At 43.5% G+C, this 23,436-nt stretch carries 19 protein-coding genes; 8 read left to right on the top strand and 11 right to left on the bottom strand.

The features are described 5' to 3' along the window. Positions 1 to 19: 19 nt before the first annotated feature. Positions 20 to 1,387 (top strand): sigma-54-dependent transcriptional regulator, encoded by a 1,368-nt coding sequence (locus FHS68_RS24670; RefSeq protein WP_167276414.1) that lies wholly within the window; start codon positions 20 to 22, stop codon positions 1,385 to 1,387. Here the strand turns inward: FHS68_RS24670 and FHS68_RS24665 are convergent. The 3 genes from FHS68_RS24665 to FHS68_RS24655 all read right to left on the bottom strand — a co-directional run bounded on the left by FHS68_RS24665 (position 1,375) and on the right by FHS68_RS24655 (position 7,881). After that, a complete protein-coding gene (locus FHS68_RS24665; RefSeq protein WP_167276412.1) occupies positions 1,375 to 3,900 on the bottom strand; it encodes a hybrid sensor histidine kinase/response regulator in 2,526 nt (841 codons plus the stop codon). The two genes, FHS68_RS24670 and FHS68_RS24665, sit on opposite strands and share 13 nt — an antisense overlap. Positions 3,901 to 4,099: 199 nt before the next feature. Next, positions 4,100 to 6,049 carry a c-type cytochrome gene (locus tag FHS68_RS24660; protein ID WP_167276409.1) on the bottom strand — a complete coding sequence of 650 codons (1,950 nt, stop codon included), beginning with the start codon at positions 6,047 to 6,049 and terminating at the stop codon, positions 4,100 to 4,102. Between the two features lie 26 nt (positions 6,050 to 6,075). Next, positions 6,076 to 7,881 (bottom strand): 3-keto-alpha-glucoside-1,2-lyase-like domain-containing protein, encoded by a 1,806-nt coding sequence (locus FHS68_RS24655; RefSeq protein WP_167276510.1) that lies wholly within the window; start codon positions 7,879 to 7,881, stop codon positions 6,076 to 6,078. Between the two features lie 233 nt (positions 7,882 to 8,114). Here FHS68_RS24655 and FHS68_RS24650 point away from each other — a divergent pair, with 233 nt between their 5' ends. From FHS68_RS24650 to FHS68_RS24630, 5 genes are all read left to right on the top strand, one after another. Further along, the gene (locus FHS68_RS24650; protein ID WP_167276406.1) at positions 8,115 to 8,879 is read left to right on the top strand and encodes a 3-keto-disaccharide hydrolase; all 765 of its coding nucleotides are present in this window, start codon (positions 8,115 to 8,117) and stop codon (positions 8,877 to 8,879) included. A 145-nt stretch (positions 8,880 to 9,024) separates the two neighbouring features. Then, the gene (locus FHS68_RS24645) at positions 9,025 to 9,591 is read left to right on the top strand and encodes a hypothetical protein (RefSeq protein WP_167276404.1); all 567 of its coding nucleotides are present in this window, start codon (positions 9,025 to 9,027) and stop codon (positions 9,589 to 9,591) included. Between the two features lie 95 nt (positions 9,592 to 9,686). Further along, complete coding sequence (locus tag FHS68_RS24640) at positions 9,687 to 10,532, top strand: hypothetical protein (protein WP_167276401.1); 846 nt, start codon at positions 9,687 to 9,689, stop codon at positions 10,530 to 10,532. A 137-nt stretch (positions 10,533 to 10,669) separates the two neighbouring features. After that, positions 10,670 to 12,316 (top strand): alpha-glucan family phosphorylase, encoded by a 1,647-nt coding sequence (glgP, locus tag FHS68_RS24635; protein ID WP_167276399.1) that lies wholly within the window; start codon positions 10,670 to 10,672, stop codon positions 12,314 to 12,316. Positions 12,317 to 12,405: 89 nt separating this feature from the next. Next, positions 12,406 to 12,990 (top strand): Uma2 family endonuclease, encoded by a 585-nt coding sequence (locus FHS68_RS24630; RefSeq protein WP_167276396.1) that lies wholly within the window; start codon positions 12,406 to 12,408, stop codon positions 12,988 to 12,990. A gap of 6 nt (positions 12,991 to 12,996) precedes the next feature. Here FHS68_RS24630 and FHS68_RS24625 read toward each other — a convergent pair whose 3' ends face one another. The 8 genes from FHS68_RS24625 to FHS68_RS24590 all read right to left on the bottom strand — a co-directional run bounded on the left by FHS68_RS24625 (position 12,997) and on the right by FHS68_RS24590 (position 19,271). Continuing rightward, positions 12,997 to 13,905: an SDR family oxidoreductase gene (locus FHS68_RS24625; RefSeq protein ID WP_167276394.1), complete on the bottom strand. Its 909-nt coding sequence runs from the start codon at positions 13,903 to 13,905 to the stop codon at positions 12,997 to 12,999. 10 nt (positions 13,906 to 13,915) lie between these two features. Further along, a complete protein-coding gene (locus FHS68_RS24620; protein ID WP_167276391.1) occupies positions 13,916 to 14,623 on the bottom strand; it encodes a peptidylprolyl isomerase in 708 nt (235 codons plus the stop codon). A gap of 5 nt (positions 14,624 to 14,628) precedes the next feature. Next, entirely contained in the window at positions 14,629 to 15,225 is a 597-nt protein-coding gene (locus FHS68_RS24615; protein ID WP_167276388.1) for a hypothetical protein, read from the bottom strand. A gap of 116 nt (positions 15,226 to 15,341) precedes the next feature. Further along, a complete protein-coding gene (locus tag FHS68_RS24610) occupies positions 15,342 to 16,757 on the bottom strand; it encodes a BamA/TamA family outer membrane protein (protein ID WP_167276386.1) in 1,416 nt (471 codons plus the stop codon). 158 nt (positions 16,758 to 16,915) lie between these two features. Beyond that, positions 16,916 to 17,188, bottom strand: coding sequence for a hypothetical protein (locus FHS68_RS24605; protein WP_167276383.1), 273 nt, complete (start codon positions 17,186 to 17,188; stop codon positions 16,916 to 16,918). A 264-nt stretch (positions 17,189 to 17,452) separates the two neighbouring features. After that, positions 17,453 to 18,106, bottom strand: coding sequence for a hypothetical protein (locus FHS68_RS24600; RefSeq protein ID WP_167276381.1), 654 nt, complete (start codon positions 18,104 to 18,106; stop codon positions 17,453 to 17,455). Between the two features lie 542 nt (positions 18,107 to 18,648). Continuing rightward, a complete protein-coding gene (locus tag FHS68_RS24595) occupies positions 18,649 to 18,993 on the bottom strand; it encodes a hypothetical protein (protein ID WP_167276379.1) in 345 nt (114 codons plus the stop codon). A 110-nt stretch (positions 18,994 to 19,103) separates the two neighbouring features. Beyond that, a complete protein-coding gene (locus FHS68_RS24590; protein ID WP_167276377.1) occupies positions 19,104 to 19,271 on the bottom strand; it encodes a hypothetical protein in 168 nt (55 codons plus the stop codon). Between the two features lie 190 nt (positions 19,272 to 19,461). On the opposite strand from FHS68_RS24590, the gene FHS68_RS24585 reads away from it, so the two are divergent. Then, positions 19,462 to 19,653: a hypothetical protein gene (locus tag FHS68_RS24585; protein ID WP_167276374.1), complete on the top strand. Its 192-nt coding sequence runs from the start codon at positions 19,462 to 19,464 to the stop codon at positions 19,651 to 19,653. Positions 19,654 to 20,022: 369 nt separating this feature from the next. Beyond that, the gene (locus tag FHS68_RS24580; protein ID WP_167276371.1) at positions 20,023 to 23,427 is read left to right on the top strand and encodes a SusC/RagA family TonB-linked outer membrane protein; all 3,405 of its coding nucleotides are present in this window, start codon (positions 20,023 to 20,025) and stop codon (positions 23,425 to 23,427) included. The last annotated feature ends 9 nt before the right edge of the window (positions 23,428 to 23,436 follow it).

Here is a 23,436-nt window from a genome sequence, read left to right as displayed (position 1 = left end):
CCGATTTCTTTCAGACCCCATGGCTCAACTGCTCCTCGTAGAAGACGATACCACATTTTCTAAGCTGCTTTCCAATTTTTTGGGGAAACATGGGCACCAGATAAAGGTTTGTTCTAATCTGAAAGAGGCGAAAGAAGCCCTTAGCCACAATCCGGACAGACCATTTGAAGTGTTAATGCTTGATTACAGATTGCCGGACGGTAACTCTGTCGATTTCCTCAAAACGCTTCGCAGCGAAGGTAACCGGACGGCTGCTTTTATTATGACATCTTTCCACGACGTACGCACCGCCGTAACCGCCATGCAGATCGGCGCTTTTGACTATATCACCAAGCCGGTCAACCCCGAAGAGCTATTGATGGTTTTAAGAGAAGCACTTAGCAAAGGGGACGCAACAGGCATCAAAACGGCTGTAAAAACAAAAACCAGTGTCAAAACAGATAAGCAATCACTGGATTATATTGAGGGCAAAAGCAAAATTTCCAAACAACTCTATGAATACGTAAGGCTTGTTGCACCAACCGATATGTCGGTGATTATCCAAGGCGAAAGCGGTACTGGGAAGGAACACGTTGCCAAATCCATTCACAAGCTCAGTAAGCGCGCAAACGGGCCATTTGTCGCAATTGATTGTGGATCATTATCAAAAGACCTAGCTGCGAGCGAGCTTTTTGGTCATAAAAAAGGATCATTTACGGGAGCTTTAATGGATAAAATGGGGCAGTTTGAAGCAGCCGATGGCGGTACCATCTTTCTGGATGAAATAGGGAATTTGGGATACGACGTACAAATAAAGCTGCTCAGGGCATTGCAGGAGCGTATTATCGTACCTATTGGCGCAACGCAGCAAGTGAAAGTGGATGTGAGGATTATTGCGGCTACCAATGAGGACTTGATGGCGAATGCGGCTACCGGCGATTTTAGGGAAGACCTTTATTTCCGGCTGAACGAATTTAAAATTGAAGTACCGCCGCTGAGAAAGAGAGGCGAGGATCTGGGAATTTTCATCCAGTATTTCGTAGATAAGGCAAATCAGGAATTGGATCGGAATGTGAGGGAATTGTCCAAAGAAGTGATGGATGTTTTTCAAAAATACGACTGGCCTGGTAACCTGCGCGAGCTTAATAATGTGATTAAAAGGCTTGTGCTGCTGTCAAAAGAGGAAATTGCGAATTCAAGCGCACTACCTGCCGAAATGATCACATCCATGGAGGATCAGCAGAAACCTGCGGGTTCGGATTTGAAAGCGTTGCAGGAAACGCATGAAAAAGAAATGATAGAAAAAGTGTTACAAGAAGTACGTTACAACAAGAGTAAGGCTGCAAAACTGCTTAACATTGACAGAAAAACACTTTACTACAAAATTGAAAAATATCACATTGAGTAGGCGAGTGCCCTTTCCTGTACCTGTTCGATAATTAGCCGGGCGTTTTCAATCACATTTTTCATCTCCTCCAAAGAAACTTGTGCCGGCGTTTCCCTGAGAGCGATCTCATAATGCCTGAACCTGGCAGAAAGCTCCTTTGCGCCAATCTGGCCCGTTCTTCCTGCCATCCTGTGCATCAGCTCCTCAACGGCGTTAAGTTCGTGGTTTTTGATATGGTATTGCAATGCGTTTATATCCTTCCGTGAGTCTTTTACAAACTGGTCCAAAATCTCCTTTAAAAGGCTTTCATCGCCAAATGTCATTTCATTTAATGTAGTAAAGTCAATTTCCTCTTCGGGTGGCGAAAGGGTTTCGATGAGAGGCACAGACGAAGATTCGAGTAATTCAAGCAATTCCTTCGAATGGAATGGTTTCATCAAATAACCATCAAACCCCATGTCTAAAAGGTTATCCCGCTCTTCCGGCAGCGCTTGTGCGGTCAGGACAAAGAATTTAGTGTCTTCTGGGACAGACTTGCGAAGACGGTTGCACATTTCGGCACCATTCATCCCCGACATGCGCATGTCAGTCAGCACAAATTTGACCTGGTCATCCCACGGTCTGCTCAGGACTTCTTCCGCTGAGGAGAACGATGTGTGTGGTATCCCATTCATTTGCAGAACCGACGAACACCATTTCAGAATAAAAGCGTCATCATCCACCAGCCACACTTTTCCGGTGATGTTGTAACTCCTTTCCAGTGTTTCCTCCGCTATCTCTGGCGTTTCAGCTTTTTCCATGCTGGTTGTAACCGCAAAAGTCGTGCCCTGTCCCGGCAAGCTCTTCACCTTGATTGTGCCGTTCATTCCCTCCACAAGGGCCTTTACAATGCTCAGGCCAAGGCCGGTACCGCCATAGCGCCGGGAAATGGAAGAATCGGCCTGCTCAAACTGTTTGAATATCCTTTGTATTTGGTCAGGCGATAATCCGATACCGGTATCGGATATGTGGTATTCTATCTGTATTTCGTTGCCAAAGTCAACACCGAACACTTTCAGGAAAACTTCTCCATTGTCGGTAAACTTGATCGAATTGGTTAGCAGATTGTACAAAACCTGGCGCAAACGGAATGGATCACCATTCAGATATAAGTTGGCCGGAAGTGAATTTTCCAGTCTTAGAATCAGCCCTTTGGAGATTGCCGTAGGCCGTAATACCTGGATTACTTCGTTCAATAATGGATTGATAGCAAAAACCCGGTCCTCAAAAGTAAACCTGTCCGAGATAATCCTGCTGTAATCAAGTACCTCATTCACCAGATAGAGCAAATGTTCAGAGGCTGAATGCAATGTTTCCAGATCCTGTTTTTTTGGCTTTTCATCTTTTTTGAGCGCTTCCGTGTAGCCAATAATGGATTGCAGCGGCGTCCGGATCTCATGGCTCATATTTGATAAAAACCGCTGTTTGGCCATACTGTGATACTCGGCCTCTTCCTTCGCATCTTCCAGCTCGCTCCGATACCGATTGCTTCTGGTAATGTCTGTGGAAATAAAGTAAGCAAGTAATGCAGTTAGGAAAAAGAAGCCGAGCATAACCCATTCCAGCTTTTCAACATTCTGCTTTGCAGAAATTTTGGCAGCGTCGCTATCTTCAGCAGATTGCTTCAAAACCTGTCCCTCTACTTCCTGCATCACATCCAGCAGCTGCGTTACCAGTGAGTTTCCGGCAATGGCGAGTTCCTGTTCCCGGTCTACAAAACTGGTCGTCCGGATCTTTTGCGATTTCTCAATTGCGTGGACAGCCTCTCCCACTTTTTCAATGGTACTGTCTTCCTGGGCAACCGTAATGGTATCGACCTGAATATTAACCTCTTGCTTCTGTACAACTTTCGAAGGTTCGACCGGTGCTATCTTTTCTTTTTTTGAATTTTTAAAAACCCGGTTAAAAAAGCCTTTTTTCACAGTTGCTTTTTGTGAAGAATCGGGCAACTCTGTGTAGACGGTGGTTGTAGTGGTTCTTTTCTCTGTTTTAACAACTGTGCTGTCCGGTTTGAGTTTATTGGTTGTGATAAGTCCCGATATCGATTTTACCTCATCTTCCAGATCTTTATTGTTGACAAGCTTGGAGCGGACTTTCACATAGTTTCCGTATATCTTTTCTCTTTCTTTAAGAATGGTTTTCATCGAATCGATGCGGATAAGCTGCAACTCGTCGTCTACACTGAGATCGCTTAGCGAGTCAAGGCTTGCTATTAGTTGTGCCGATTGCGCCAATACCTGGTCGTTTTGCTCCTCTCCCTTCACCGTGCGACTATTTTGGAGCTGATCCAGTTGGAGAATATTCTTAAAGATCTTGTTGACAAGCCTTAATTTATCGTTGGGGGTTGACAAAACATCCAGTTTTGTAAGCATTTCATTGAAAGCAAGTTTGCTTATCGCCCAGGAAGCGCCGAGCGCCAATGTGGTTATGAAAAATCCGAGGAGGACTTTGCCCTTAACTGATTTCAGAAAAGAAGGATCGCGGAACGTTGGCATAGTGAACAAGCAATATACAATTACAGCTAACGCCTTTTAAAGAGTAAAACGTGCAATGGCCTTGTATCTGTTTGATTGATAATGTGAAGATAATGTATTCGTAGCGAATGTGGTGTGCTATAATAAAACGAAAAAAGCTGTCCTCATGAAGCACAGCTTTTTCGTAAGATTTATTCAATTGCTTTATATTCAGCGAATTCTATTTGCCCAGTGAATTGATCCAGGCAGCAATCTTCGCAGCTTCGGCCTTCGGTACTTGCGGCATCGGGGCCATTGGTGTAGCAAAATCCGGCCAGTTTTCTGGTTTTGGATTGTAGATCAGATCAACGATCTTGTCATTGCTGTACTTGCGTTTAGCGACATCCGTGTACGACGGACCTACTACTTTTTTATCCGCTGCATGGCAGGCAAGACAGGTGTTTTTTTCCAAAAGCGGTTTTACTTCGGCAAAGGTTGGTACTTTGGACGATGACGCTGTTGCTTTTCCTTTTCCGTCAGGAGAAACATGTTCTTTTTCGGTAGTAGAACTTGCAGAAGCGGATGCACTACCGGATTGGGTCCCGCCTGATCGGGTTGTCTTCAGTTCCGAAACTTTCAGTTTCTCGCCGTCGGGAATGTTGTTCAATGTGTAATAGGCATCCGGGTGAACGAGCGACCAGCTATTGGTTGCTGCGCGAACACCTTCTAATTGAATCTTGTGTACATAATACTGTTTCATATTGTCCAGCACAATGCGCACTTTCTTATTGTCATCGGAAACTTTCACGCCTGTAACTTTCACTTCATTCAGATTGATCTGAGGGCTTCCGTAAACAGGATAATGTTTATAGATATAGTTGCTGACTTTATAAGAATCAAGGTCTTCCGCTGATTTACGATCAACCGGCATAGTGAATTCTATTTCGAATCCGTCAGGCTGCGCTTTTACGGTATACATTTCAAAAGGCATCTTTCCATTCCACACCAATCGCTGCAATCCCTGGTTAGCGTCCCCAGCCGATCCCCAGCCACGGTTGGTTTCTCCAACAAACATAGAGCCGTCCTTATCAAAGGCCATTCTCAACACTCCGGACTGAAACCCGCTGCGGAAACCAATGCTGGCACCTTGATACTCCCCTTTTACTTTTTCGAGCACAACCCGCATAATATTGCTTTGCCCCTGGTCACCAACAAAAACCTGACCCGTGAACGGCCCAAAATTTCCGCTTGTATTGTCCATAATCAGCTCCGATGTAGATACACCCTGAACACCATAAGGCAGCCAAACTGCTGGCAGCTGCACCATATCATATTTTTGTTTCAACTGATAAAGAAATTGCGGCTCCTCATTTCTTGTATTTTCAGGTTTGATAGCTGCACCTTTATCGTCTTTGGTTTGCCGGTTGTCGCGTTCGGCGAAAAACTGCTTCTCGGTGAGTTTAACGGGTGAATTAGGCAGTCCAGCCCAACGTAAACCAGCCGGGTGGCCCATAAAGCCTCCTTTTTTTACCTGAAAAATCCCACCCGTGCCCATCCAGTCGCCCTGGTTGTCAGTATAGAACAATTCACCATTTAACATGCTGATACCTGCCGGGGAACGTACGCCCGTTGCATAGGGCTCATATTTTCCATCATTGGTAATGTGAAAAATCCATCCGCGACCGGGAACACGGCTTTCGCCTCTCCACCATTCCTCGTCACCAAAAGCAACATTGCCACTTACAAAGAAGCTGCCATCTGGCGCCAGTTTTGGTCCGAAAGAATATTCATGATAATGTCCTGATAACGGCCAGGCGTACACGGTTTCGTAAACATCCGCCTTACCGTCCCCATTTTTATCAATCAGTTTGGTCAACTCGCCGCGTTGTGCGCAGTACAATGCACCTTCTTTATAAGCAAGACCGAGAATTTCGTGCAAACCAGTCGCAAATTTTCTGAAATAAGGCGAACGACTGGTCGGGTTATCTACGATCCAAACTTCTCCGCGGCGCGTTGAAATTGCCAATGAACCATTGGGCATGGTGGTCAGCCCGCCTACTTCTAATATGATGCCTTCCGGGATCGGAGGCGTGATAATCTTATAAAAATCTTCTTCTTTGGGCGATTCCTGCGCTCTCAGCGAGGTGAGCGCAACCAAAAGGATTAATGTTAATTGAATTAATTTTTTCATTGTCTATTAAGTTATGACAGGGTTAATCAGAACAGGATTGCATATTTTACTTCACCGCTTCCAACAACCGGGATCAGCAATTCCTGCAGTCCGTCAGCGGTTCTGATCTCTGGTTTAATTGTTTTATCAGCCAGCTGGATATAATACGATTTGTTATCGACCGCGTAGAGCCCATCGGATATTTTTTCAATCGTCGATCCGTCCGCAAGTCGGGCCATCAGGCCAGCGGCAGGCTTATCCACTTTCACAATGCGTTCGAAATATTGATTATTTACAACGGAAACGTAATCGGTAACCGTAGAGCCGAAAGCCTGGTACTGGAATGTTGGAACGTCCATATCATCCAATACATAACCTTTTGGACGGTAGCCACTTCCGGTCGTGTCACTTACCCATTTGGATTTGCCGTTTACTTTACCCAGTATCATATCATCACCGAGCAAGGTAACACTTCCGCGCGGACGGGAGGAACCGTCTCCGCGCTCATGCCACATTGGGGTAGCATCCAGAAATTCGCCTCTCCATACCTGTAATATAGAACCTTTGTCAAGATCGTAAGTATAATGCAGATTGGCCGGGCTGCCTACTGAAATAGCGTGCACAATGCGCTGAGATTTGGCTTTATCGTCTTTCTGGAAATCCATAAAACTGCGGGTAATGGTATTGGTCCCAGCATTGATCAGGATTGGATCGGTTGAACCAGCAGCCATAGCCGAACTTTTGGTATGGTAAGCCACTTCCCTGAAACCAGGGCCATTTACCCAAAGCCCAAGCACCGGGCGCATCCAGCCATCTCTTTTATTGTTGAATATTTCAATGGTATGGTCACCCGCTTTCAGATTGACCACGCCATTACGGAATTCATTATTATTTTTCCATGCAGCGTCGATGACGAATTTACCATCAACTTTAAGGTAAGAATTTCCCGAAGCCTGTAATTTAAAATTGTAATTACCAGCCGTCGGCGCATTGTACCTTCCCGTGTACAGATAAGAATAATTATTATTTTCTTTTAGAATCTCCCAGCTCAGCGCTTCTGATTTTCCCGTTTCAGCGGGAGTAAGTTTGGAAAGGTCTTCTGTTTCCATCAATCCGCCGTAATAGGTTTTGTAGGAAAGCTCAGACAATGTTCCCGGCTTTTGATCAAAATTGTTTACAATGATATTCTTAATCGCAAGAGAACCGTGGTCTCCCTGGATCCGGATCGGACCCATGGCTACATCCTCCGAAAGTGCGCCGCGGGTCGGGCCGCTTACTTCCACATTTTCATGAATAGTAACCCCGTTCAAAACGACCGATAAAAACACTGCATTGGAGATTTTCTTTCCATTTGCATCAAAGCGGGGGGCCTGATAGGATATTTTGATATTTTGCCACAAACCGGGTGCTTTGGCAACATTAAAACGAGGGGCGTAGCCTTCATATCCCTTTTCACCTTCTGGCTTTGCATCATTCCAGCGTTCGTAAATTCCGCCGTTATCGCCGTATTTGGCAGTTTTCTTTCCCCACGAGTCAAAAAGCTGCACTTCGTAATTTCCCTGAAGATAAATCCCCGAATTGGAACCCTTGGTCAGCATGAAATCGAGCTCAATATCGAGGTCGCCATGCTTGAGATTGGAGATCAGATCATATTGATTGCCATACTTCCCTTTCTCATGAAAGCAGGCCATAACGCCTTTTCCAGGTATAGTAATCAATACATTTTCTTTTGAAATGTCAGCGGATGCATTGCCCACGATTTTCCAGTTGTCGGGTTTGGTGGTAAATGCGCTAAGGTCATTAAGGGGGATAGGCTGTTGGGCGTAGGCGGTCTGCGCAACAATGGCTGCCATGCCACAAACTAGCTGCAACAAAGGACTTCTGAGTTTAAACATACTTGGATAAAGCTTTGGTAGGTTTTACATAAAGCCTTCGGGAGTAAGACTCCTCGGCCGAAGGAGGTGCAAATTACGTGATAGAATCCGTATTTAATTAGATGAGAATCGCATTTGTTAATGCTTTTTACCTAATGTTGTGTTTTGATATTATTTCAATGAGTTATTAGACTAAACAGTTACTTTTCAAAATGAAAAAATTAATGCTAACCGCGTTCAGCCTGGCTACTGCCTTTGCTGCTCACGCGCAACTACAACCCACTAAGCAAACACCCGAATCCAGCGAATTGTGGAGCCCGGTTCCCCGTATCGTTACACCAGGTAAAATTTCTCCAAGCCTTTCCGGGTTCAGCGCCCCTTCTGATGCGATTGTATTATTTGATGGAAAAAACCTGGATGCCTGGGTTTCAGGTAAAGATGGAAAAGCCGCTGCTCCCTGGACGGTAGCGGATGGCGCCATTACCGTGGCACCTAAGTCGGGGGACATTCAAACCAAGCAGACTTTTGGTGATTATCAGCTTCACATTGAGTTCCGTACACCAGCAAAAGTGGAAGGTTCCAGCCAGGGACGTGGAAACAGCGGTATTTTTATGCAGGGAGTTTACGAGTTGCAAGTTCTGGATAGCTATAATAATGTTACTTACTCCAATGGTCAGGCAGGTTCTATCTACAAGCAGACAATGCCGTTGGTAAATGCATCGGTTGGCCCGGGCGAGTGGCAGGTTTACGATGTGGTGTATACTGCACCGCATTTCAATAAGGACGGTCAAATGACGATCGCACCTTACATTACCGTCATTCACAATGGTGTTTTGGTTCAAAACCATACCATGATCCAGGGAACTACACCTTATATTGGCCAGCCGACTATAGTACCGCACGGTAACGGACCAATCAAATTACAGGATCATAACAATACGACGAGTTTCCGGAATATCTGGATACGCGAATTGTAGGCGTCCAGCGCGCGGCACCCCGCGCCCGGCTGGAGTTAAGGTACAATATTTTAAAAGGCTTAAACGGTTTAAACATCGTTTAAGCCTTTTCTTTTTTCAGTTATATTTATCAATATCTAAAAATTGCCAGTAAAGCGTATTTACCATGCAGGAACTTGAACCCTACTATAATTGGGAAAAACATTATGTCGCCAGCCACGATGAACGATCTCCTTTTTTCGGCAGGACTTACAATCTGGATTATTACGAAAATGCGATCTACGGTTATTACATACATCCGCTTTGGGACGAAATTGGGTCCGAAACATTATATGTGAAGATCCTTTATGCCGATTATAACAAGCGTTATGTTATCATCGAAATGTTCGGAGAGTGGAACGACACCCTGCACAATGATATCATGTTTTTCAAACGCCAGGTCGTAGATGCGCTGGTCGATGAAGGGATCAATAAATTTATCCTGCTGGGCGAAAATGTCCTCGATTTTCATGGTGCAGAAGACGATTACTATGCCGAATGGTTTGACGATGTAGAAGACGGCTGGATTGCGGCGGTGAGTTTTCGTGAACATGTGGAAGAACAATGGAAGAAATTCAGGCTGGATTACTACATTAATTTCGGAGGTACCCTTCACCTGAATAACTGGCGGACCTTACTGCCGGAACCCTTTTTTGAATTGGTTAAAAATTTGATGATAAGAAGGTTAGAGTAAAAGAAAGGTAGCCGTATTGTTTGCACCGTTGCCAACTCCTTTGTAGCTTTCGAATTCATCCTGTTCAACTTTAATTACCATAAAACCCATTCCCCATGCCAGAAAACGACAAACTAGTTCCGGACGATTCAGAGAAATCACTGGAAAATAACGCCGAAGAACTGAAAGCAACAACAGCCGAAGCGAAAGATGAGATTGTGGAAGAAGTGCTGGAAATTAAAGATGAGGCAGTTGATGTAGTGGAAGAAGAAGCGGAAAACGTAGAAGCCGTTGCTGAGGAAAAAGTGGCAGAGGCAGAAGTTGCAGCAGACGGGATCAAAACGGAGGTCTACGAAACATTGGACGATCTGAAAGCCGAAGCGGAGACTAAGGTGGATGAAACCAAAGAAGCAGCATTGGAAATAGAGGGTAATATTTCTGATAAAGTGGACGAACTGGAAACGGATGCTGAGGAAAAAGTGGAAGACGTGAAAATGGTAGCTGAGGATAAAGCGGAAGAAGCGAAAGAAATTGTCGCGAAGATAAAAGATGAGGCAGCGTCCAAAACCGAAGAGGTGAAGGAAGAATTTACAGAAAAAGCGGAGGAAGTTAAAACAGGCTTTGCTGCAAAAGCTGAACAACTTCAGAATGAAGTTGAATTGGGCATTGCTGCCGGCAAAATTAAAGCCGATGAGGTTATTGCTGATCTGACGGAAAAAGCAGGAGAGCTCAAAGAAGCAGCCGCTGAGAAATTTGAAGATTTGAGAGAAGATGCAGCGGAAGCCTTCGAAGAAGCCAAAGTTATTGCATCAGAAAAGTTACTGGAAGCGCAAATTAAAGCTGAGGAATTGAAAGCAAAGGCGACCGAAGAGTTTCATGAATTGAAAGAGGCAGCATCCGAAAAAATCGTTGAGACAAAAACCAAAGCGAAGGGATTTTGGGCCAGATTATTCGGAAATTAATATTTTAAAATGCATCATACATTGTGCCTGATTTTAACTCAAAGTCAGGCACAATGTATTTTCAAGGGCTTAATGGCATAATTTTATAATTGTTTGTGGGAAGAAATTTCTGCATTTGTTCACAAAAAGTTAACCCGATGTCACAATCAACCTTCACAGTTCCTTACCAGCATCCATTTACTCCAGATGCGAAATACAAAAAATCAGTTGCATACTTTTCAATGGAATTTGCCGTAGACCAGGCGCTGAAGATTTATTCAGGCGGGCTGGGTTTTCTGGCCGGGTCGCACATGCGAAGTGTATATGCGCTCAAACAAAATCTGATTGGGATCGGGATGTTGTGGAAAAATGGCTATTACGATCAGGGCAGAAAGCAGGATGGCAGCATGCAGCCGGAGTTCCGAGAAAAGATGTATTCATTTTTAACGGATACAAGTATACGTTTTCAGATTCCGATTATGGGAAAGCAAGTTTGGGTAGCTGCCTATTATCTTGCTCCGGAGGTTTTCCAGTCGGCGCCCTTATTCCTGCTCACTACCGACACGGACGGGAATGACGATAATACCCGAAAAATCTGCTTTTCGCTTTATGATGCGGATGTTTCCTATAAGGTAGCGCAATGCATGGTTTTAGGAATTGGCGGTGCCCGGCTCCTGGAAGAATTACAATATGAGCCGCAGGTTTATCATTTCAATGAAGCCCACGCGGTATCCGCAATTTTTCATTTATTCAAGAAACACAAGAAGGTATCAGAAGTTAAAAAGCGGGTGGTATTCACGACCCACACGCCGGAAGAGGCAGGAAATGAGAAACATGAGATCCACTTTCTGGAAAATCTCGGCTTTTTCTCCGGCTTGAACCTTGAAACTGTTCGTAAAATAAGTGGGATTAAGGATAACATCTTCAATCATTCGCTGGCCGCATTAAGTTTGAGCCGCAAAGCGAATGCAGTTTCGAAATTGCATGGTGAAGTTTCCAGACACATGTGGAAAAGTCATGCTAAAATTGCCCCGATTGACCACATTACAAATGCGCAGAAAAATAGCTATTGGACCGATACTGAACTTGAAAAAGCGCGTATTGATGGCGATAAGGCCAAAATTACCGCCAGGAAAAAAGAATTGAAAGCCATTCTGTTCAAAACCGTGGCGGATCAATGCGGCAAAATATTTGATCCGGAGGTACTTACCATCGTTTGGGCCCGACGGTTCGCTGCCTACAAGCGACCGGATATGCTGGTTTGGGATATTGAGAGATTTAAAAAGTTGATGTCCAATGAAGACCAGCCGATTCAGGTGATTTGGGCTGGAAAACCTTATCCCAAAGATGAAGGTGCGATCAATACATTCAACCATTTATTTTACCTGAGCCATCATTTCCCGAATATGGCCGTGCTAACTGGCTACGAGTTAGGGCTTTCTAAATTAATGAAAGATGGTTCGGATATCTGGCTCAATACGCCGGTTGTGACGCGGGAAGCGTCCGGTACCAGTGGAATGACCGCTGCCATGAATGCGTCACTGAACCTTTCCACGTACGATGGCTGGATTTGTGAATTTGCCAAAGATGAGGTAAACTCGTTTATCCTGCCAGTTGCTGAGGGAGAAGATATAAACAAACAAGATTGCGATAATCTGATGGAAAAGCTGGAAACGTCAGTAATCCCAACTTACTATTGCGATCAGGAAAAGTGGCAAACCTTGGTGCTCAACAGCATGAATGATGTCCATGTGGAGTTCAATTCCGATCGCATGGCGAGGGAATATTATGAGAAGCTTTATTAAACGTCAAAAAAAGAGCCCATTTTAAAAACCTGTCATTAATTGGTAAATTGCTTTCTGAAAAACTTCCAAAAAGGAATCTTCATTATTTTATGAATACGTTAGTGACTTTCAAGGTAGGGGACATTATGAGCGAGGAGGAGTTCTTCCGGTTTTGCCGGATGAACGATATGCTTAACTTCGAGAGGGATCGTGACGGCAATATTATTTTTATGTCTCCAACTGGAAGTTTTACAGGAAGTTTTAATTCTGATATTCTGATCGAATTGGGCGTATGGCTTCAAGGCCGTCAGATTTTGGGAAAATTATTTGATTCTTCGACAGGCTTTACATTGCCGAATGGTGCAGTAAGATCACCAGATGTTTCCTGGGTACCAAGAGAAAAATGGGATGCACTTTCCAGGGAAGAGAAAGAAAGATTTGCACCAATTTGCCCTGATTTCATCATTGAAGTGCGGTCAAAATCTGATGATTTGAAATATCTAAAAGATAAAATGACGGAGTACATTGAAAATGGATGCCAATTAGGCTGGTTGATTGACCGTTTTGAACAGAAGGCCTATGTGTATGCTCCTAATCAAAATATCCAGGAATTCAATAGTCTGAACATTCAACTTTCGGGAGAACCTTTGTTTCCAGGTTTTTTATTAGACCTGGCCGCAATTGAAAAGTCATAATTGACACTAAAGCCCCATTTGCCCGGCCAGAATTGCAATTCCTTCTTCGAAAGAACGTGGTTCGTACCCGAGAACCTGTTTTGATTTGCTTAGATCAAAACCGGTTCTTGGTGGCCTGCGGGCGGGTTGCGTAAAGCTGGAAGCGTCGGTTGGGGAGATCAGAGTAACATTTAACTCAAAATAATTGGCCGTCATAACTGCCATTTCATAAGGGGTAAGGAAATCCTTTCCGGAAATGTGAAAGATGCCTTTTGCCCTTTGATCTGCAATCAGGAAGCAACCCATTGCCAGGTCCTCCGCCAAAGTCGGTGTCCTGAACTGATCGGTTACTACTTTAATTGACCTTGTCTCTTCCAATGATTTTTTAACCCAAAGAATAATATTGCTGCGGCTCATATCGTGCGCAATGCCGTAAACCAAAACGGTACGTGTGATAGCCCAGTCGATTCCAGAATGCATAACCGCCTTTTCTGCGGCATATTTACTCCAACCATAAAAACTGATCGGATTTGGAAGATCTTCCTCTGCATAAGGGCCTGATGTTCCATCGAATATAAAGTCGGTGGATAAATGTTGCAGGAATACATGATACTTTTTGCAAGCCGCGATCAGGTTTTCAACCGCCGTTACATTCAGTTTCCAGCAACCTTCCTTTTCGATCTCGCATTGATCAACATTGGTCATGGCAGCCGTGTGGATCAGTACATCGGGCCGGACAGATTGAATCACTTCCTCGACTTGGTATGGATTGGTGATATCCATTTCCAGGTATCGATAACCCTCCTTCAAAGGAAGCCGATTGGCGCCTACCGCAGTCGCAATGATTTCAAAATCAGGCTTTCCAATTAGCAATTCCACTAATTTTTGTCCCAAAAGGCCATTGGAACCGGTTATTAATGCTTTTTTCTTTTCCAATGCAGACAATTCAGGCTTTGTAATTCCAGCCGTATTTTTTAGTGATTTTCTTCTTCTTCATTTTTTTCACTGAAACCTTCATAGAAACATCTTTTTCCGGCCGGTTCCGTTCGTCTAAATCGACCGAAGCAATTTTCTCAACCACTTCCATACCATCGATCAGCTGACCAAAAACAGTATATGCACCATCCAGATGCGGGGTTCCGCCGATGGTTTCGTAAACTTTTTTCTGATCGTCAGTCAGTTTTCTGGCTGCGCGGGCTTCTTGCTTTTGCAGATCAGTTTTACTCCATTTTCTGCCGTCGACAATGTAAAACTGGCAGCCACTCGATTCTTTTGCGGGATTATTGTCCCTTGCAGCAGCAAGCGCCCCTTTCTGATGAAAAAGTTTAGCATTGAACTCTGCAGGTACTCGGTAACCATTCTCCCCTTTTCCAAGCATTTCGTCAGGTTTGGCATTTTTCGACTCAGGATCGCCACCCTGGATCATAAAATCATCTATAACCCTGTGAAAAAGCAGGCCGTCATAAAATTTGTCACCTGCCAGTTTAAGAAAGTTGGCTTTGTGTTTTGGTGTTTCCTCAAACAGGATAAATCGCATCGTACCCATATTTGTCTCAACAATAACAACCTCATCTTTTTTAGATTTCTTCTGCGCAAAAACACTGACAGAAATCAGGCATAAGACAGTCAGTAATATCGATTTGTGGTTTTTCATAACTTTTAGTTTGCGGCTAGTACATTTTTATCACCAGGAAAAAACTGGAATTTGAGCCCATAATCCTTCCCTACCGAAACATCCTCCATATTAATCCGGACAGATTTATTGGTCCACATGATTTTTTTTCCTTCCTCTTTTGGGGCAGCGTAAGTTTCCGTAAAGTGCTGTTTACCAGCATTCCACAGTTGTTTTGTAGCTTCCGGACTGTTCAGGTACACATCCACTGTAATCTTGTTAACCTTTTTATCGGCAGTGAAAAAGTACTGGACATCAATAGTTTCAAGCTGAGCTGTTTCGGACGTATAACCCAGATGCTCAGTAGTTTCCTCAAACATTTCAAAGGTTTCGGAAGCTTTTACTTTGCTGACCGGGTCTCCAAAGGAAACGCCCCTTAAAATGCCTCCCTCCGATTCGTTGGATTGCCCCATGATCGTATTCAGCAATGCCGATTGATTGCTGTTCAAATCATTGGAGGCGGGTGCAGGCAGGATGACCGAATCGGGTGTTGCGGTTTCCGTTTTTTCATTGGTTTTGGTATCACAACTACTCACCGCGACAGCGATCAGGAGCGCGGATACCCACGTATGGAGACGTTTCATGCGAGTATAAATTATTTTCATTCAGTTAGGTTTCTCGTTTTGTAAAATAGTTATGCCTTCTTCAAAAAAGTCATGTATATCGCAATTTAAAGATATTTCTGTAGTTTGAAAATGCCTCAAAATTCCCTCGCAACATTAAAGAAAAACCGTTGTTCCCCTTTTGCATTGAGCGTTAGATTGAACCGTGCGACAATATTGTAAAAGGTAACTACGTCCAGCCCGGCCCCTGCGCCGTAGAGCATCTTATTGCCCAAACGTGTGTTGCTGAACTCAGGATAGTTGTTTTTGACATATCCGGCATCCGCAAAAGTATTGATATACATAGCCAGCGGAATTGTATTGAACTGCCTCACAGGTATAAACGAAAGGTGTTTCTGGATGGAGAACAGCCGGTATTTTAATTCGTTCTTGATGAGTCCATAACTCTGTCCGTCAACCACATACAGCTCATATCCCCTCACCAGATCATTGCGATAGCCGAGGCCGATCGTCTGCAGATAGGGCTGTCGTTTGGGGAATGAAGCTCGTCCCCGAAAGCCCGTATTGAAAAACAATTTTTTACTAAGTGGAATGTATTTTCGGTAAGAGCCGTAAAAATAGAGCAGGTTAACATCGTCAGAGGGCAGCAGCCCGGTTTTGGAAACCTGCAATCCAAGCGTCTGCCCGGACAGCGCGTATTGTACATTATCCCTTCTGTCGTAGCTGAATGTGTAAGTAAGTTGAAAGTATTTTTGCTCTTTCCGGTTGTTAAGAAGATAATTGGGGTTAAGCACGGAAATGGTGTCAGAAATTTTGCTGTAACTCCACCTCAGGTCCAATGAATGAAAAGTATAGTATTTATTGCGGCGTGTAAAACTCACATAGCTGGTAAATCTTTTCCGGTTAATGTCTTCACTATTAAAGTATTGCAGCTTATCCCGCCAGGTCCTGAATGCAGTGGTTTTGTTAATGGAGTAAGAGGTGCCAATGGTGACTCCGGTTTTCTTCGCCTTATCCAGATATGGTAGGGTATAAGCCAGTTCAAATTTTGGGATGAAACCGAATTCAGCCAGAAATCGCAGTTTATCGGCACGTCCGGTAACATTCCCGTAGCTGAGGTAGACGCCGAAAGTCGTACGCGACAAATCCCGCTTTCTTTCGTACCACCATTCATTGAAATTACGGTCGGCGAGCTGAAAAACGGGTAGAAAGATAAAATACCATCGCTCTTTGACGACGATGCGGATATCGGTGTGAGTAGAATCGAGGCTGGCCTGGGTCAGCAGATCAACCGTCACGAATAAGTTGGTATTAACGACTTTGCGGCGGTCTATTTCCAGTTTTTCTTTCAGGCTTTCAGTAGTAAGCGTATCGCCCGTCCTGATCGCCATTTCCCGCAGGATAATGCCTGAACGCGTTTTATGATTGCCTTCCACAAGGATTTCCCCAATGGTCACATAACCGGTTGAGTCGGTGATAACCGTTTGAGAACAAGCGAATCCGGCAATGGTTAGAAAAAATAATAGAAAGTAAATCTCTTTATAGCACTTCATTCTTGGCTCCCAGGTTCCTTATCGTAACGATTTTTTGACGGAATATGGTGAAAATTTGCCAAAGATGCTTGTTGACCTGTTATTTATCAAAATAGTGGCTGCCGCTGTACAACCTGCGGATTTATTCCTAGTCATGATCTATACTTAGAACGATATGATCAATCCCTCTTTGTAATCCAATCCATCAGGTTAAGCGTTATCACAATAGCTAAATAGACAAAAAAGAAGAAGACAAGTGTATTATACGCCCAAGTGGTAGTTATTACATCCTCAACGTCGAGAAAGTAGATCAGCAATGTGTAAGTGAGCAAATACATCAGAACGCGATTTAAAACTTTGACCGTCTGACGAAATTCCGTCGGCTTGAAGACAGCCACAGAAGTTACAATCATTGCAATTGGAATAATTGTGCTAAAAATCCAGTTTTGCATTTAAGTGTGGGTTATATTGAGTGGCAATTTTCGATTCCAGCGTGCCATTCTGTCCGCATATTGACTTAGATTCTAATAAATTCAGGTAATAATAAGTTAAAGTTGGATTTCTATTTCAATTTTTCGTAGCATTTCCATTTGCTACTTAGCTACAACTGCTAAGCTACCGGTGCAAAGTCAAATCCATGAAGTAATGCAGGCTGATTCTGGGTTGGGTAAATAGTTTGGACTTAGAAATTGCCCAGTTGAAATTGGCGAAATGTCCTAATTCCATATGCCATAAGTAAATTTGTTTTCAATCACGAACGGAGGCTGGTTCCAATTTTCAAAACTAGCATTCAGGTCAAAGTCGAATGTTAATCTGTTATTTTTAGGCTTATATATTTTGCGCTCCTCCGGAGACAAATTATTATAATTTTCAATGTATTGTTTTAATTGTTTTCTTTGATAGGGCGGTATTGGGGCTTTGAATCCTTCATTGTCTCCACAGAATTGAGCTAGCTGTTTTTTGTAGTCGTCATACACCAGGAGATATGTCCTGTCGTCAATCGATTTGTAAAATGAGTAGTTGTATAATTCTTTCAATAACTTATCCTTCTCGATAAAATAGTGAGGTTGTTCTGATAGGTTTAGAAACTCAAACAATATGGCCTTGTTACCCGTCACAATCTCCTGTAAAAATACCTGAGCGGAGTCTCTTGCTTCTAACGATGGCGCTGTAATATAAACTTGGCTGGATGTAATATTCAACAGTGCTATCCTCTTACTTTTATATATTTCATTAGTAGAAAGTATCCCAAATCCTTTCGTATCATCTGCCGAGAATGTCTGTAACGGCCCATTCTTAACTTTGAATTCGATACTCTCCGGACTTTTCGTCCAGCCTTCATCTCTGATCAATCCTCGAATTGGTATCACTTTGATTGGTAATCATGTATCCCTCAACTAATTTGCCTTATGCAAGGAGATTGGGGATTGTATTGGAATGAATTATAAGTGAGAGAATAATTAATTTGAAAAAGTTACGCATGTGTGTAAATGAATTTTTCATGAATGTGTTTTAATGATATGTGTGGAATGAACTAATTGGGTAATGTTTTTTAATTACTGCTTTTGTTTCATGAGAAAGGCATAAGGTTTTTAGTTTGTCGATTGTTAATTGCTTTACCGAACAAATATGAGCATTTTGATCTCGTGGCAACATAATCGGATTTAGGTGTTTTTATCGAAATGATAACTGCTTTATATAAATTCAGGCAATAATAAGATAAAGTTGGGTTTCTATTTCAATTTTTGGTCATATTTCCACTTGCGGCTTATCGGTAATTACAAAATTCCATTTTTGATTTCAATTACTTAAACTCGCCTCCATGACAGCCGAAGGCAACCCAAATATTATTTTAATATTGGGATGGTACAATAGGAAACGCTCCGTGTTTAGAAACGTTTCCTATATATTTTCAATTTATTACCCAATAATAAACCCCTCGATAATCGTCGAAATGAATGGAATATCCTTTGCTGATGGCATGAGCAATGACATTTCCTCTCAATTCGCCTTCCAAATCTTGGAGTTTCAGTATGCCACTTGAATCCATTGCGGTAGTCAATATACTATCCAGAACCACTGGGGTAATATTATAACTAACTTCAAAGATTGGAGCTTCGGAATTTTTCCTTATTTTGATAAACTGAGCATTGCTCAGTTTATCAATGCCACAAAGTATTCTTTTCCTTTCAACTTGCCCAACATCCAAACGTAGATAATTGAATGGTGTCACTAGGGTAAGTTCTTCGTAAGGCAAGCAAAATTCTTTGCCTTCTACGCTTTGAAGTCTTATATAATCGGAAAACCGCCTGGCCTTCGGATAGCGATACCCGATCAAGAACATTAGTAGCTCCAACCTGCCGATATTCAAATGCACCCACATATTTGAAGGTTACGGTCCTGGGCTTGCAGAAAAGACATTGCCTGTGCGATCTTGGCCGAGTCTTCAGGATTGGGAAAGGGTTTGGTCTGTGCGATAGTTTTGAAGGTGGATAATGTGATAAAGAGCAGGGATAACAGTAATGTGTGTTTCATAAATAAATGGGATTGGTGACGAGATATTTCTATTTAGACGTACCCCTTCTCCATCGGTCACTTATTTTTCAAATTATTTTTTCTCCCTCCCAAAAAAGCTAGAATCCTGCATCAATAAAAAAACATCCATCTGCAATAGCCCTTTAATCTGCATCTCACGTATCCAGTGCAGACTAAACCAGCTAACTATATGTCACTTTCCCGGGCTGAAAAATTGATTAATAAACTGATCAGCAACAAACTCTCGGGAGAAGAACTGTCTGAACTTTTGGAAGGCATTTCCAGTGAAAAAGAACAGCAGCAGTACTCCGATGCCTTGGAGATTTACTTTAATCAGCTGTTGAAGGAGAGCAGCTCGAATGGGAAATCGTCGGAAGGATGAAGAAGCTATTAGCTGCGGCCGCCGCGCGGTTAGCTCTTTTTGGTAGTAGCTAATTGTATATGTCGGCGATTCTTAATGAAATGCTGCCGGTTTAGTGCTCTAAAAAAGCATTTACCCATAAAAAAAAGCTAACAGCTAATAGCTAGCAGCTAATAGCTTAAAAACAAATTAACCGTCTTACAATAGTCCATAAGCCCAAACGCCAAGTAATGTAAACGGTTCTCAAAAAATTGGGTTGAATCCGAAAGCGATCCAAGGCTTTGATCATTTTCTCCGTCATATTTTAGACACTAGTTATATAGGATTTCTTTTTTAACAAGCTCTTTCGAAGTATCATGGCAAGTGACAATCACCTTAAATTCAAAAATTATGGATCCAAATTCTATTACTAATCTGCGGCGGATACTCCTGTGTCTGCTGGTTGCGGCGCTGATGGTCAGGCCGGAATTTTCAAATGCTTTTGCTAAGCCTGCTCTGGACAGGACGATTAAAGGAAGGATCACCGCCAAATCGGATGGCACGGCGATGCCTGGGGTTAATGTTGTCTTGAAAGGCACTCAGATCGGAACGAGCTCGGACGCGGCCGGAAATTATTCCATCGCTGTTGACGAAAGCGGCAAAGCAGTCCTTGTGTTCTCCTACATTGGTCATGAAAGCCAGGAAGTAACAGTCGGCAATCAGTCGGTTATTGACATTTTACTGGCCGAAGGAGCGGAAACATTGAATGAAGCAGTCGTGACGGCCCTCGGTATCTCCCGCGAAAAACGCTCGCTGGGTTACTCAGTTGGAGAAGTAGATGGGAAAGAAATCAGCCGCGTAGCGCAGGAAAACGTGCTGAACTCACTGGCGGGAAAAGTTCCGGGTGTGACGATCAGTTCTACCGGCGGTACAGGGTCATCCGTTAGCATGATCATTCGCGGGGCTACTTCATTAAGTAATGATAATCAACCACTTTTCGTAGTGGATGGGGTTCCTATTACTAATACATTGAACAACATCAGCCAGATCGGTAATGACAACCGGGTGGATTACGGTAATGCGATTTCGAGCATTAACCCCGACGATGTGGAAAGCGTTTCCATCCTGAAAGGACCGAATGCGGCGGCATTATATGGTTCACGCGCAGGACATGGTGTTGTGTTAATCACCACAAAAAGCGGAAGCAAATCCAAAAAAATGACCGTTTCTGTTAATTCCAATACGGTTTTTGACAGACCTTATAAATACCTGAACATGCATTCCAAGTTTGCAACGGGTATTCTTCCTTTTACCCCTGATAACAATCCCTATCCGGGTGGCGTGCTGATGATCGATGAAGGGTCAGCCGGAGGTGTCGGACCTGAGCTTGACAAGGGTTATAAAGCAATCCAATGGAACAGCCCTAAAGATGCGCAGGGTAATCCAATTGCAACAGAACTGGTATCGCACCCCGATAATGTGAAAAACTTTGTGCGGACCGGTATAACCACTACGAATGGTGTTTCCATCGCCAATTCAACGGATTTGATGAGCTACCGTTTGTCATATTCCAATATGTCAAATAGAGGTATCATTCCAAATTCTGACCTCTTCCGTAACTCTCTTAACCTGAATTCATCCGTTAAGCTGAGCAAAAAAGTAACGTTAAGCTCCAACATTGATTTTAGCCGAAACAATTCAAATAACCGACCGGCTACAAACAGAGGTGCCAATCCATTGCAATGGGCTTATGCCGTTTCTCCCCATATTGATATCAGAGACCTGAGGAACTATTGGGTACCGGGCCAGGAAGGTTTGCAACAATTATCACAAGGCCCTGGTGACTATAACAACCCTTATTTCCTTGCTTACGAGGTAAACAATGGTTTTGTCCGTGACCGTGTTTTTGGTAACCTCAAAGCCGACTGGCAGATCACGCCGCATTTGAGCTTGATGGGAAGATATTCTTTGGATACCTACCGTGAAGAACGCGAAACGAAGATCGGTAATAGCTATACGAATGACAGCCGTGGTGCTTATGGTATTATTAACCTGTCTAGATTCGAACGTAATGCGGATTTCCTGGCAACTTATAAAAGGGACATCAGCGATTTCAGCGTATCGATTTCGGGTGGCGGTAACACGCGTTATCAAAAAAATACAGATGTTAGTTCTGCTACCAAAAACGGTACAGGGCTGATCATTCCCGGCTTATTCAACATTTCCAACATTGCGCCTGCCAGCCTGAGCTTTGGTAACTACAAGTCCGAACGCGCGGTTTTCAGCGTTTACGGATTAGCCAACTTAGGATTCAAGGACATGGTTTATCTGGATCTTACGGCACGTAATGACTGGTCGAGTACGCTTCCAAAAGCCAACAGGTCTTATTTCTATCCATCGGCTTCTTTGAGCTTGATTCTGAGCGAAATGTTTAACATGAACAATGCGATCAGCCTACTTAAATTAAGAGGTGGCGCGGCACAGGTTGGTAATGATACCAATCCATATAGCTTGCTGGCCACATTGGGCAATTCGGGCGCTTGGGATGGTATAACCCGGCTAAGCAAGTCCGGGCAGATCCTGCTTCCTGATTTGAAACCAGAAATCGCAACTTCTTACGAATATGGCTTAGACCTGAATTTGTTCAGCAACAAATTGCGGTTTGCGGCAACTTACTATCAGGTTGAAAACCGCAACCAGATCATCCCAACGACTCTTCCGGGATCCAGCGGATTTACCTCAAAAAACATCAATGCGGGTCTTTTGGTGAGCAAAGGTCTTGAACTGACATTGGGTGGAACCCCCATTGCAAAAGACGGATGGAGATGGGATATCAATGCCAACTGGTCAAGAAACCGCACAACGATCAAATCACTTTCAGACGGGCTTGATTTCTATACACTTTGGAGAGATGCCAAAGGAGGTGCCTGGACTTATGTGGGCGAGCAGATCGGTGATTTGTATGATTCGGAAATCGTGACGGTGGAGGACAAAGCATCACCTTATTACGGTTATCCAATCCTGGACGAAAACGGTTCATGGCAAAGCATCAGCGCTTCCAATACTCGGAACAAGATCGGAAACTTCAACCCTGATTTTATCCTGGGTATGCAAACTTCGCTGTCCTACAAAGGTTTCAGCCTGAATATGACTTTTGACTGGAGAAATGGCGGTGACTTTGTATCACAAACTTACCGCTACGGCGAGTCGGATTTGAAATCACAACGCTTCCTGGATAACCTGATCAATCCAAACGGAATGACTGGGGATGAGCTGAGGAACTACCTGGTAAATAATGATAAGGTGGTGATCAAAGGCAATAAATTCAACATCGTGGGTGGCCCTACCAAGGAGTACGGCGGGTTTCCTTTTGAATATGGTGGAAATACTTATGACTATGCCGTTTTCAACCCGGGCGTAATTGCTGAATACAATGGTGAAGGAGAAATCGTAAGCTATGTTGAAAACCTTGGCGCAGCTGGTACCAAATACATTCCTTACGGCGACAACTATCCATGGGATTTCACAAGAGCAGCCACATTCGATGCATCGTTTATCAAAATGCGTGAAGTTTCATTGGGTTACGATCTTCCAAGTGCATTCGTGAAACGCATTGGTTTGCAGAATGCGAACGTCGCTGTATATAGCCGTAACATTATTTTGTGGACAAAAGCCAAGATCGGTATCGATCCAGAAATGGCATTCCAGCAGGAATCCGGTGCGCAGGCGGGTACTCAGTTTAAACAAGGGATTGAGCGCTACAATGTAACGCCCTGGGTAATGCCTATTGGTTTCAAATTGGGTTTAACATTTTAATTAAGAACA

The organism is Dyadobacter arcticus (assembly GCF_011762185.1).
GTDB lineage: Bacteria > Bacteroidota > Bacteroidia > Cytophagales > Spirosomataceae > Dyadobacter > Dyadobacter arcticus.
The sequence above is the reverse complement of the archived record's forward strand: the minus strand, read 5'-3'. Positions and strand labels throughout refer to the sequence as shown.